Origin of the sequence: Acinetobacter pittii (genome assembly GCF_034064985.1) — a bacterium.
GTDB classification, from domain to species: domain Bacteria; phylum Pseudomonadota; class Gammaproteobacteria; order Pseudomonadales; family Moraxellaceae; genus Acinetobacter; species Acinetobacter pittii_H.
The window spans coordinates 1,530,661-1,542,880 of record NZ_CP139249.1 but is presented as its reverse complement, the minus strand read 5'-3'; the positions used below and the strand labels follow the sequence as shown (position 1 = coordinate 1,542,880).

Below are 12,220 nucleotides of genomic sequence, written 5' to 3'. Positions count from 1 at the left end.
TAAAAACTTAAGAAATCTTGTATTCAGCCGTTCTGTTTCGCTATAGTACACCTAGCAAAGTAGACTGAAAGTATAAGCGATCATGCTGTCTAATACTGATATGAATCAATTGAAAAGATTAAGTTTTGTCGTGACACTGAGCTGTTTATGTTCACCTCTTGTCTTTGCAGAAACAATAGACTGCTCCAATACTGGAGCTGAGCTTAAAATCTGTTCAAAAACATTTAGTGAATCGAGAAAGCAACTCAATAATAAATATCTTTCTGCATATTTAGTCACTGATGCCCCCTTACAGCTCTTACAGGATACACAAAAGTTATGGTCTAAACATACTGAGCAATGCAAGAGTAATACATGTATTCAACAACAGTTTGATTTACGTACTGATGACTTAAATTTTTATGCATCGCTTAAGCAAACGCTTACCCAGCATTATCTTAAGTTTGAGAATGGACATCTAGCAGCACAGCCTGTACACATTCAGGTCCATCAGCTCGCGAAAGATAAAATCAAGATTGAAGGTATAGCATACCGCAATCCAAATAACCGCAAAGAAACTCAAACGATTTCTTTGATGGCTTATAGTTCACCTGAAGAAAAAAATGAAATTTTAGACAATGAGCATAACTGTAAATATCAGTTTAATTTCCAAAAAGCTTTACTGAATGTGAAAACCCAGCAAAAAGGCTGTGAGCGTTTTAGCGGAATCTACCGCTTATATGACTAACTCTTTAGATAAAAGCCAGTGTTTGAACACTGGCTTTTTACTTTCTACGCTGGATATTTTTGAGCAATATCCTGACCGACTAAAACTGCGGTTGCTGCAGACAAAGTCCAACCTAAATGCCCATGCCCTGTATTATAAAAAACGCGAGGTTGTTTAGATTGTTTCACTACTGGCAACATATTCGGCATCATAGGTCTTAACCCTGCCCAAGGCACCACATGCTCTGTTGAAATATCAAAATTACGGTTTACCCAATTCACTAATGGTTGAATACGATCAGCCCGTATGTCACGGTTATAGCCGTTAAACTCAGCAGTCCCCGCTACACGTAGTCGATCTTTACCTAAGCGAGAGGTCACAATTTTTGCACTTTCATCTAGTAAGCTCACCCAAGGAGCATTCTTTACGCTATGCTCATCTTTTAATTGCACAGTAATTGAATAACCTTTTACTGGATACACATTTACTCGCTCACCAATCATATCGGCAAGTTGATAGCTCCCTACACCACCACAAACCACAAGTACATCACCTTCAAGTTGGATGTGATCAGATTCAACCAGATAAGGATGCTCCGCACTTGGCTGACAAGTCACGACTACTTTGTCTGCGCTGCACTTAATGTCCATAACTTCTAGGCCGAACTTATATTGAACGCCATATTCTTTAGTCTTTTCAGCCAAAGAGGTTGAATATTTATGAATATCCCCCGTTGCATCACTTGGCGTGTAGTAACCACCGAAATAGTCACCCGTCAAAGATGGTTCTATTGTTTTCATTTCATCAGGTGAAACCGAATAGCGCTCTAATGTACCTTTGTTCAATACGTTATTAACTTGTTTAGCAATCTCATAGTCAGCTTTACTATGATACATATGGAGGATTCCACGTTTCTCCAAATCAAACTCAAGCTGCTCTTTTTCAGCAACTTCAAACAAACGCTTACGAGCAAGCAATGCCAAACGCACCGTCTCGATCGTATTTGCTTCATAGTTTTTAATATGCGATAGAAATTCAACTAGCCAACTATACTTATGCAAACTAAATGAAGGGTTTAACAATAGAGGAGCATCTTTTTGTCTCATCCATTTAAAGCCTTTAATCACGGTGGCTTTTTGGTTCCATACTTCAGCGTTACAAGCCGATAATTGCCCTCCATTGGCAAAGGATGTTTCCATTGCAGGATATAAATGTCGATCAATCACTGTGACTTGATAACCCAGTTGCGATAATTCATAAGCAGAGGTAACCCCTGTGATTCCCGCACCTATCACAATAACATGTGGCATAACAGACTCCTCAGAAATGCAAAAACATTTCATCAGTACAGCCCATCTGTCATTGGTACCTGAGAGTTTCGACCCCAACGTTACCTTTTAACGTTTAGATCTTCCCCTTCGGTGAGTTTATAATTTATAAGTTATTGTTTTCCATTCTTATAAATCTAAGCTTCTCTCCAGATTTTTTAATTATTACAGTCCTTTTGCCTGAGAGTTTCCGGGCTTGTTGCTCCTTCGGCGGGTTCTTAATGAACCTCTCTCCCGCAATAATTTTGTATTTATATAAGCAATGTATCTGCCACATTGAAAAAAACGCATTCTTTTCTTGTAAACTTTTGTATAAGCAAACTTAAAATTATAAGATATTGATTTAATTAGAAAATAAAAAGGTGAATTTTTATAAATTCACCTTTTGCATTTAAATTATAGTTTTCCGTTGAGCACTTGGTCTGAAACTGTACCCTTCCATTGCTCACGCAAGGTGGGTAAGTAGAATTTCTCACCAATAGTGACCAATTCAGCATCAATTAATGCATGAACTTCGTGCATAAAAATATAATCAAGTGCAACTAAAGAAAGCTGGTGGTTCTTTTGGGCTGTTTTCTTACGTTTTACCTGTGCTTGTTTCACTAACTCATTTGCAAAGTTTTTATCTTTGTAAGCAGTAATTGCATTTAAACGAAGCTCAATAACACCCCATCCCGCTAATAGCTTTTTAAAGATTTCAAAATCTTTTGAGGTTGATTCCCAAGTTACATTTTCTAGGTCATTATCTTCAGGTAAAACTGGCAATAATAAGTCCGCTGTACTTGGAAAAATCTTTTTAAGATTTAACAGAAACTTAACCGGCTGATCACTAGGATAATCATTAAATTGCACATGTTGCTGGGTATCTGTTAAATAAATAGAGAGCATTCAAAAGTCCTTAACTAAGCAGCTGTTTTTAATATTTTTATCTCTAACTTCGCAAAACAAATGCAAAACAAAAAACAATATAAAAACAGAATAAGGTGGGCATTTTAACAATTATGACGGCTTATTCAACGCCAATTCATTATTAATTAGTGAAACTTTCAGCCTTTGTGATAAAAAGCTCTCCGAAGAGAGCTTAAATTTAAACAGAACACTTAAAACCCAATGTCATTCCTAATTTTGATTAAACTTGGTATTGATCAACTTTATGATTAGGTTGATCTACAAGCAATTCAATAAAAGTTGGAATGGATGTAGTGTTAAGCAAATATGGATTAAACTCATCAACATGATGATGGCGAAAGAAATCTTTTATTTTCGTATTAATAGGAGCAAATTTCATGCTCCAATGTTTAAATAAACGTTGTTCGGATGATTCAGAAAAAATGATTTCGCAGTTTTGGTGTCTCGAATCTTTTAAAATTAAATTATAAAAAAGCGATTCGACCTGTTCTTTCTCACCTTCCAAATATTGCAAGAAGTATCCATTACCATAGTAAAGTACTCCTGTAATATCATTATGTGAATTGAATTTGACCGCTTCTGTGAGAATATCAATTAAATCTTGTTTTATTTGACTATGTTCACTATTGGTTTTACTTGCATACATAAAGCCTATTAAACTCATAGCGATACTCGAAGATAAATTTCAATGTCCATTCTGACATCTACCTCCTCTTCTTACAATGTAAGCTATTTAAAACCTTGTATTTCAAAAGTAAAGATTATTTTCATTTTGAAAATGACAAACTTTACAACTCGAAATCTTTTGTAAATGAATGCCAACCTAACAAGTTAATCAAATAGTATTAATTTGAGTAAAATTAAACATTGTATTTAATGGATGGATGTCTAATGGAGAACCATGAAATTATTCTTCAAGACGAACATCATAAACAGTTTAAGATTGTCAAAGTACAAGATGTCCGTTTTGATAAAAGTACGCTTAATAATAGCTACCAATGGTTATGGATATTTGATCATAGTTCAGAGTTTTTCCCATTTGAGTTATGGGAGCAGCTTGATCATGCAACCATTCATCAAAAAATTAAACTCGGTAATCAAGTTTACAAAATTATTAAGATTTTAACGAAGAAAACAAAAGTTAGGCCTTCATAAATGATAAGTACTTAACCAAGTTGAAATCACTGAAACCAATGTCTTCGGCTGCTCAATCGGAATCATATGGCCCGTATTTTTAATTATCTCAAGCTTTGCATGTGGCAACTGATCTAATAATTCTATCGCCTCTTCCTTAGAACGCAGCTGGTCCTCTGCACCAGAAATAATTAAAGTTGGGCATGTGATCTTACTCATATCATAAGAATTTCTATCTAACATAGATTGTTTAACGAACTCTTCGTAACCTAGAGTCTTGCCCATCTCTTGGATTCTTTTTACGAGAGCACGATTCTGAACATTCGATGGATGAAGTGTTTTTTCAATCGATATTGAACTTAGTCCATGGAAATTTTTCCCCGAGTTAAGCTTAATCGCCGTTAACTTTTGACTTTTCTGCTCTTCTGTATCTGAACGTAATGAAGATGCTATTAAAACAAGTGCCTTAACTTTTTCAGGAAATTGCTCCACTATAGATCTCGCAATGTATCCTCCAAGTGAGAATCCAATTAGTACAAAGCTCTCAGGCGCATTTTTAGCAATATTCTGAGCAATCTCTTTGATTGTTTGCCCTTCTTCTAAAGTAGCTCGAGATATATTCCACTCTTTAGGCACCTCATTTATGACTTCATTCCACAGAGATTCGTCAAGCATATAACCAGGAATTAAAACAACTGAAAGTGGCTTTTGATTCATAATTTTTTTAATACCTTACTTGTAAATTATAGCTAACAGTATTTTATGCTAATAAAAAATCTATAATTAGAATATTGAAGTAAAAAATAAAATCACTATATAAATTAAACAGTATTAACTCTACAAGCACGCCAGACTAAAACATTCCCTTTCTACGCTTGAAGGAGGTACACATGAAAGTTAGAGCATCACGTACGTATTCCGCTTCAGCAAATAATTATTTTATTTCCAAAGAATATGACTGTACTGTTATTCCTGTAAAAGGAATATGTTTTATAGACTCTGGTCTAACTGAGAGTGGAGTGATCCAACCAGTAGAAATTATTGAAGTGACTATAGAACCAGAAACTAACTCGTATCATGTTCTTTTAGCAGGCGATCCTCATAACTACGAAAAAGAAGAGCTAAAAAAGAAGTTTGAGACTATGAAATCTCATGGTTGGGAATATATAGAAGGCTTACTTTGATATTTTCCGATCTCAAGCTATAAGTTAGTCTCTACCTATAAAAGCCCTCAGATGAGGGCTTTTATATAAACATTAACGCTTACATTGTTTTTAGTGATTACTTACTATTTGGTGAAACCATCTTTTCAGGTTTAACTACTTCGTCAAATTGTTCCGCTGTAACCAAACCAAGCTCAACAGCGACCTGCTTCAACGTTTTATTTTCTTTATAAGCAGTCTTTGCAACTTTTGCAGAATTTTCATAGCCAATTACCGGATTTAACGCTGTGACCAACATGAGAGAGTTATGTAAGAAGTGGTCAATCTTATCGCGATTAGGCTCAATTCCTACTGCACAATGGTCGTTAAAGCTATTACAAGCGTCCCCAAGCAATTGAATAGATTGCAATAAGTTATAAGCAATTACAGGCATAAATACGTTTAACTCAAAGTTACCTGAGGCACCAGCCACATTAATGGTTGTGTCATTGCCAAGCACTTGTGCAACCACCATGGTCATTGCTTCACTTTGTGTTGGGTTTACTTTCCCCGGCATAATGCTTGAACCAGGTTCATTTTCTGGAATACGGATTTCACCAAAACCACAACGTGGACCACTTGCCAACCAACGAATATCATTCGCAATTTTGTTTAAGCTTACAGCCAACGTTTTTAATGCACCTGATGCAAAAACAGCGGCGTCCCGTCCTGCTAGAGCTTCAAATTTATTGGGTGCAGTTACAAAAGGTAAACCTGTAAGTAGAGCAAGCTGTGCGGCTGCTTTTACTGCATAGTTAGGATGTGCATTTAACCCAGTCCCTACAGCAGTTCCACCCAATGGCAATTCATATAAACCAGTTAAAGCCTGTTGTAATCGAACCAATCCATGCTCAAGCTGAGAAACATAGCCACTAAACTCTTGGCCTAAAGTTAATGGCGTGGCATCTTGCAAATGAGTACGGCCAATTTTGACAATATCTTGGAACTCATCAGATTTTTTTTGCAAAGTCGCTTTAAGTTGCTCGACCGCAGGGATCAGTAATTCATTAATTTGCAAACTTGCTGCCACGTGAATGGCCGTTGGAAATGAGTCGTTTGTTGATTGAGCACGATTGACATGATCGTTTGGATGTACTGGCTTTTGAGCCCCTAAGGCTTGCCCTAATTTCTGGTTCGCAATATTGGCAATCACTTCATTACAGTTCATATTACTTTGCGTACCAGAACCCGTTTGCCAGACAACTAAAGGAAACTGTGAATCCCACTTGCCATCAATGACTTCTTCAGCTGCACCCACAATATATTGGCTCAAGTCTTGCGGTAATTGTTCAAGTTCAGCATTGGTTATTGCAGCAGCCTTTTTGACCAAACCCATTGCTCGAATCATGGCACGAGGTAATCGTTCTTGCCCAATTTTAAAGTTCTGTAAGCTGCGTTGAGTCTGTGCTCCCCACAATGCTTCATTTGGAACTTCAATCTCACCCATCGTGTCATGTTCAATTCGTGTTTGCATAGAAACCTCGGTTATCTCAATAAAGAACTCACGGGCTGAAGCAAGTGTTTGCTCTGGCTAGTTAATTTTGAATATCGTACTCAAGCATTCCATTATTGTAAATAAGAATCATTATCTTATCTTCCATTTAATGTATTTTGATAAAAGCGCCATTCATCTTCGATCATTTGTTTTAATGGGCGTTTTGGTGCCCATTGCAGTAATGTTTTGGCTTTTTCAATATTAGCTCCAACTTGATCCAACTCAACATGCTTATAAATTGCTGTTTGTGTTGGAATCTCAGCTTGAGTGACTTGTGAAATTTCATCGAGTAATTGACGAATTGAATGAACTTGATCATGGGCAATATTAAATGCTTCGCAACAATGTGTTTGATCACGCAGCCAATGTAAACTCGCACTCACCGCCTCGCACAAATCTAAAACATGGAGAAAACTGCGTTCAGTCGTATGATCTGATGTTTCAGCTTGATCTTGTAATTCAATCAAATCACGCTGCATTGCTGCGACTTGCATCGCGAGCGGCACGATATTTTTAGGGAGCTGAGCGACATACTCACCTAACACGCCATGTTCAAATGCACCTACAATATTAGATAAGCGCAAGATTGCAATTTTCCACTCATGATCAATTTTATAAGTATCACGGATAATTTCTTCAATCATCTGTTGAGACTTAATGTAGGGATTAGGATAAGCGTAATTAAATTCTTCTGTTTCACTTAATTGCAGTCCAGATTTACCATAAGCTGCAAGGCTAGACAGATGAATAAAGTGACGAACACCTGTACGTTGCATTGCGCGTAGTAAACTCATGATGCAACTAACATTATCATTATAATATTCAAGAGGTTTAAGGTTAGATTCTTCAATTGATTTAAACCCGGCAGTATGAATAACCGCATCAATTGAATATTGCTCGAAAACCTTATTCAATGCGGGTGTATTACGTACATCAAGTTTAACAAATGGAACGTACATACCAGAAATAAACTCTAGCCGTTCAAGCGTTTGCAAGGTCGAATTAGCCAAATTATCGACGATTACCACTTCTTGCCCTTGAGCCATAAGACTCAACGCAATGTGTGAACCGATAAAGCCTAAACCACCTGTCACTAAAATCATTGTATACTTACCTTTCTCTTAATGTATCTACGCCCATTTAGACGTATGACCATAGTGAATTCTCAATGAGTACATTACTACTAATTACCTCTGCTCCTACTTCCATTCATGCTTGGCATGCGTTAGGACTTGCTCAGGCACTCAAAAGTAAAAATGAAGACTTCCGTGTATTCTTTTACCAAGATGGCGTGCAGGTTGCTAATGATTTTCAATGGGTTCCTGACGACCAGCGTAATTTAACGCATGAATGGCAAAAGCTTGCTATTCGTCTTCCTGTTTGTGTGAGTGCTGCCCTCGCTCGTGGTATTACAGATGCAGAAAATGCCAGTCGCCATCACCTTACTCATCACAACCTTGCCAAAGACTTTGAACTTGTCGGGTTAGGTGAACTTGCTGATGCAGTACAGACAGCATCTCGTCTTATTCAATTTTAAGTTACTTTGTTTGCTTAGATTGTTGCTTTTAAAAGGTATATTGTGTGAAATCTGTACTCGTCATTTTAAGCCAAGCCAATTTAACCAGTCTTCAAATCAATGAAAGCCTTTCCGCTACTATGGTTTTAGCAACCTTTGGCTCACCAGTCAAAGTATTATTGAAAGATGCGGCTCTTAGTCTTTTGCAAAATGATCTGAGCTTTGATCAGTTTGCTCAGTCTTTTAAAGTAGCTTCAAATATGGTCGAAAGTTTTGAGTTCTATGACTTGAGTCCTATTCTGATTGAAAGTAAAAATCAGCAGCATCCTCTTGTACAAAAAACCGAACAAGAAATTGAATTCGTTCAGTTGAATGCTGAGTTTATTCAATCTTTTGATCATGTTCTATATTGGTAGATGAAGGTGTAATTTTAATGAATCCATCAACTCTTTATCTTGTGCAATCTTCTTACCACGCTACGCCTAAGATTATTGATGAGTTAAGTCATCTTTTTCAGGCAGGTGACCAGATTGTTTTTATGGGTGATTCTGTTGCACAGCTTTCTACTGAAATGATTCGATCATTTGAATCTGTTTCATGTTTAAGCATCGAAAAAGACTTACTTGATACAGGTACTTTAGCTCAGATTAATGTATTAGATTATGATCAATTTACGGATCTGATTTTGACGTTTAATCGCTGTATTTCTCTTAAATAATATATTTAGGCTGGTTTCATGAATTTAGAATTAGATCAAGATGGTCATTTGGTTGATTACACAATCTGGAATCCCGAAGTTGCACAAGAACTTGCCAAATCGCTTGATCTTGAACTCACTGATTGGCATTTTGAAGTTTTAGCAGCTGTACGTCAGTTTTATCAACAATTTGGACATTCTCCAGCAACTCGCCCGCTGATTAAATTTTTAATGAAAACGGTCAGTCCAGAGATTAATAATGCTGTTTTACAGCAACAATTTAATACTGGTTTAGTGGCGCGTCATTTAAGTCGTTTAGCAGGAATCCCTAAACCAGCAAATTGTTTATAAAATTAAGTAAATTTTTTGGCAGCAGCGACGCATAAAATCGTTGCTGCTGTAACCACCAACATTGACCAACTTACCTGCTCATGTAACAAGGCCGCAGCAATTCCTAATCCCATTAAAGGTTGTAAAAGTTGTAGTTGGCTAATCGCAGCAATTCCTCCTTGTGCAAGTCCTTTGTACCAAAAGAAAAAACCAATCAGCATACTAAATAAAGACACATAAATAAGACCGACTAGAGCTGATGGAGACACACTTTGGAATGAAACCGGCATATAAAAAATAGTCAGAAACAGCATAAAAGGTAGTGACAAAATTAGCGCCCAACAAATGACCTGCCACCCTCCTATTTTTCTTGAAAGTACACCGCCTTCTGCATAGCCAAAACCACATAAAATAATCGCCATTAACATATAAAAGTCTCCTATCCCAAGTGAGGTATCACCAGAGATGAAGAACATATAAGCAAATACAACCGCGCTCCCCAAGATTGCAAATATCCAGAAAAATTGATTAGGTTTTTCTCCGCCTCTCAACACAGCAAATATTGCAGTTGCAAGCGGCAAAAGACTAACAAAAACGATTGAATGAGCCGCATTCATGTATTGGAGAGCAAGCGCTGTAAATAGTGGAAAACCTATCACCACGCCTAAAGCAACGATGGCAAGAGGCCACCAATCTTGCTTGGCTGGTTTTTTTTGTTTTAAAACCAAAATAAGAATAAGACCTAAAATACCTGCAATTGCCGCACGGGCCGCAGTTAGAAAACCCGGTTCGAACCCCATTACGGCTACGCGTGTTGCTGGTAGTGATCCCGCAAAAATAGCCACGCCAATAAAACCATTCACCCAGCCATTCATAAACCTATTCATAATTTTCTCCATTACTATACGAAGAATTTAAGCTGTGCTAAGGTGAATAAACCAGATACAAAGCAGTACAATTTAAAAGAACTGTAATGTATTAATAACCAGTACAGTTCGGATTGTAAGTCAGTGAACCAGAACAAAACCAAAATTGAAATTGTCATTTCAGAGATTGAGCAACAAATAAAAAATCGGTCTTTAATGCCTGGAGCACGCTTGCCTTCTGTTCGCAAATTGGCGAATGAGCTTGGCTTTTCTGTCTCAACCATCGTAGAAGCATATGAAAGATTAATTGCTTTAGGCAAAATCGAGTCAAGAACTGGATCTGGTTTTTATATTGTTGGTCCGCTCGCACCTTTAGCTTTAAGTGAATTAGGTCCTAAATTAGATCGCTCAGTCGATCCATTATGGATTTCACGTCAATCTTTAGAAGCAAAAGCAGATGTTTTTAAACCCGGCTGCGGTTGGCTACCTGATGATTGGATGCCATTAGACAGTATTCGTAAAGCATTAAGGTCGGCCGCAAGAAGCCCAGATGATTGTTTGATGGGTTATTCAACGCCATTAGGATTACCCGCTCTACGTGGTTTACTGGCAAGACGCGCTCAAGCAAAAGGTATCAATGCAAATCTTAATCAAGTACTTTTAACAGACTCAGGAACTCAAGCGATTGATTTAGTATGCCGATTTTTACTAAAGCCCGATGATGTCGTTCTCATTGATGATCCTTGTTATTTTAACTTTCATGCATTACTTAAAGTTCATCAAGTCAAAGTTATTGGTATTCCCTACACACCAACAGGTCCTGACTTAGAGGCATTTAAAGAAGCAATTGAGACTTACAACCCACGTCTTTATATCACCAACTCAGGAATTCACAATCCAACTGGAGCGACACTGTCTCTTTCTACAGCACATCAACTATTAAAACTGATTGAACAATCCAATTTGATTGTCGTTGAAGATGATATTTTTTCAGATTTTGAATATAACGCCGCTCCTCGACTTGCAGCTTTGGATAATCTTTCACGTGTAATCTTTATTGGAAGTTTTTCTAAAACGTTATCAGCATCTATTCGTTGTGGCTATATTATCGCTAAACCAAAATGGATTGATCAGCTCACTGACCTGAAAATTGCCACAAGCTTTTCTCACAATGGCGTATCAGCTGAAGTTTTATTAAGTGCTTTAACAGATGGGTCTTATCGTAAACATATAGAATTATTAAAGGTCCGATTAGCAAAAGCAATGCACGATACCATTACTCAGTTAGAACCTTTGGGTATAAAACCATGGATTAAGCCTCAAGCGGGAATTTTTGTTTGGTGTCATTTGCCAAAGGGAGTTGAAGCTTCAGAAATTGCAAAATATTGTATTAATCATCAGGTTATTCTTGCACCAGGAAACGCGTTTAGCCAAGCTTCCAATGCTGGCCAATTCATACGCTTTAATGTAACACAGTCAAATCATGACCATATCTATAAGACTCTAGCTGATGCGATTCAACAGGAGTCTTCGTAATTTATAGAGAGGAAAATTAAGCTTGTTTCTGTTTTTGCTGCATATATGCAAAGTAGCCCGGCCCAGCTGAAACCTGAACTTGTTTTGCATGTAAAGGTTCACGGCAAACCGAACATACCATGACTGGTTCAAACTTATGACCACACGTTTTATGGCGATATTCTAAAGGTTTGCCTAAACCTTGATCCATCCATTTATCTGCCCAATTCGCCATAGATAAAATAATTGGATAAAGCTCAAAACCTTTATCAGTCAATTTATATTCAAAGCGTTCTTGACGATCAAAATAAGGGGCTTTGACTAAAATTTCATATTCAACCAACCGCTTTAAGCGATCCGAAAGGACATGACGAGTGACACCTAATGACTTTTGAAAATCGTCAAAACGGCGTATTCCCATAAAAGCATTACGTAATATTAGCATCGTCCATCGATCGCCAATCACTGATAGCATACGAGCAACCGAACAAGGTTGATCACCGATGTCGTCCCATTTCATCT

16 protein-coding genes and 1 riboswitch are annotated in these 12,220 nt (G+C 37.3%); of the genes, 8 read left to right on the top strand and 8 right to left on the bottom strand.

The window, feature by feature from the left end; translation table 11 throughout:
• Nucleotides 1-82: 82 nt before the first annotated feature.
• A complete protein-coding gene (locus tag SOI76_RS07395; protein WP_205668353.1) occupies nt 83-727 on the top strand; it encodes a hypothetical protein in 645 nt (214 codons plus the stop codon).
• A gap of 44 nt (nt 728-771) precedes the next feature.
• Here SOI76_RS07395 and SOI76_RS07390 read toward each other — a convergent pair whose 3' ends face one another.
• From SOI76_RS07390 to SOI76_RS07380, 3 genes are all read right to left on the bottom strand, one after another.
• Nucleotides 772-2,016 (bottom strand): D-amino acid dehydrogenase, encoded by a 1,245-nt coding sequence (locus tag SOI76_RS07390; protein WP_104078837.1) that lies wholly within the window; start codon nt 2,014-2,016, stop codon nt 772-774.
• Between the two features lie 176 nt (nt 2,017-2,192).
• Nucleotides 2,193-2,281, bottom strand: a riboswitch (glycine riboswitch).
• 149 nt (nt 2,282-2,430) lie between these two features.
• Nucleotides 2,431-2,922 (bottom strand): hypothetical protein, encoded by a 492-nt coding sequence (locus tag SOI76_RS07385; protein ID WP_104078838.1) that lies wholly within the window; start codon nt 2,920-2,922, stop codon nt 2,431-2,433.
• Nucleotides 2,923-3,163: 241 nt separating this feature from the next.
• A complete protein-coding gene (locus SOI76_RS07380) occupies nt 3,164-3,607 on the bottom strand; it encodes a BLUF domain-containing protein (RefSeq protein ID WP_205668354.1) in 444 nt (147 codons plus the stop codon).
• A gap of 227 nt (nt 3,608-3,834) precedes the next feature.
• Between SOI76_RS07380 and SOI76_RS07375 the strand changes: the two genes are divergently transcribed.
• A complete protein-coding gene (locus SOI76_RS07375) occupies nt 3,835-4,098 on the top strand; it encodes a hypothetical protein (protein WP_104078840.1) in 264 nt (87 codons plus the stop codon).
• On the opposite strand, the gene SOI76_RS07370 is transcribed toward SOI76_RS07375, so the two are convergent.
• Nucleotides 4,093-4,794, bottom strand: a complete 702-nt coding sequence (locus tag SOI76_RS07370; protein WP_104078841.1) for an alpha/beta fold hydrolase — start codon at nt 4,792-4,794, stop codon at nt 4,093-4,095. The two genes, SOI76_RS07375 and SOI76_RS07370, sit on opposite strands and share 6 nt — an antisense overlap.
• A 173-nt stretch (nt 4,795-4,967) precedes the next feature.
• On the opposite strand from SOI76_RS07370, the gene SOI76_RS07365 reads away from it, so the two are divergent.
• A complete protein-coding gene (locus SOI76_RS07365; protein WP_032006888.1) occupies nt 4,968-5,261 on the top strand; it encodes a hypothetical protein in 294 nt (97 codons plus the stop codon).
• 97 nt (nt 5,262-5,358) lie between these two features.
• On the opposite strand, the gene fumC is transcribed toward SOI76_RS07365, so the two are convergent.
• Nucleotides 5,359-6,753 carry a class II fumarate hydratase gene (gene fumC, locus SOI76_RS07360; protein ID WP_104078842.1) on the bottom strand — a complete coding sequence of 465 codons (1,395 nt, stop codon included), beginning with the start codon at nt 6,751-6,753 and terminating at the stop codon, nt 5,359-5,361.
• Nucleotides 6,754-6,869: 116 nt separating this feature from the next.
• A complete protein-coding gene (gene galE, locus SOI76_RS07355) occupies nt 6,870-7,877 on the bottom strand; it encodes a UDP-glucose 4-epimerase GalE (RefSeq protein ID WP_032053980.1) in 1,008 nt (335 codons plus the stop codon).
• A 65-nt stretch (nt 7,878-7,942) separates the two neighbouring features.
• Between galE and tusD the strand changes: the two genes are divergently transcribed.
• From tusD to tusE, 4 genes are read left to right on the top strand one after another with little or no spacing between them, the layout of a single operon-like run.
• Complete coding sequence (gene tusD / locus SOI76_RS07350) at nt 7,943-8,311, top strand: sulfurtransferase complex subunit TusD (RefSeq protein ID WP_104078843.1); 369 nt, start codon at nt 7,943-7,945, stop codon at nt 8,309-8,311.
• A 44-nt stretch (nt 8,312-8,355) separates the two neighbouring features.
• Entirely contained in the window at nt 8,356-8,706 is a 351-nt protein-coding gene (locus tag SOI76_RS07345) for a hypothetical protein (protein ID WP_104078844.1), read from the top strand.
• Nucleotides 8,707-8,723: 17 nt separating this feature from the next.
• Nucleotides 8,724-9,008: a DsrH like protein gene (locus SOI76_RS07340; RefSeq protein WP_104078845.1), complete on the top strand. Its 285-nt coding sequence runs from the start codon at nt 8,724-8,726 to the stop codon at nt 9,006-9,008.
• Nucleotides 9,009-9,026: 18 nt separating this feature from the next.
• Nucleotides 9,027-9,338 (top strand): TusE/DsrC/DsvC family sulfur relay protein, encoded by a 312-nt coding sequence (tusE, locus tag SOI76_RS07335; RefSeq protein ID WP_002115694.1) that lies wholly within the window; start codon nt 9,027-9,029, stop codon nt 9,336-9,338.
• A 2-nt stretch (nt 9,339-9,340) separates the two neighbouring features.
• Here tusE and SOI76_RS07330 read toward each other — a convergent pair whose 3' ends face one another.
• A complete protein-coding gene (locus tag SOI76_RS07330) occupies nt 9,341-10,204 on the bottom strand; it encodes a DMT family transporter (RefSeq protein ID WP_205668355.1) in 864 nt (287 codons plus the stop codon).
• Nucleotides 10,205-10,327: 123 nt separating this feature from the next.
• Between SOI76_RS07330 and SOI76_RS07325 the strand changes: the two genes are divergently transcribed.
• The gene (locus SOI76_RS07325; protein WP_104078847.1) at nt 10,328-11,719 is read left to right on the top strand and encodes a PLP-dependent aminotransferase family protein; all 1,392 of its coding nucleotides are present in this window, start codon (nt 10,328-10,330) and stop codon (nt 11,717-11,719) included.
• 16 nt (nt 11,720-11,735) lie between these two features.
• Here the strand turns inward: SOI76_RS07325 and SOI76_RS07320 are convergent, their stop codons facing one another.
• Complete coding sequence (locus SOI76_RS07320) at nt 11,736-12,218, bottom strand: winged helix-turn-helix transcriptional regulator (RefSeq protein WP_005068860.1); 483 nt, start codon at nt 12,216-12,218, stop codon at nt 11,736-11,738.
• Between the last annotated feature and the right edge of the window lie 2 nt (nt 12,219-12,220).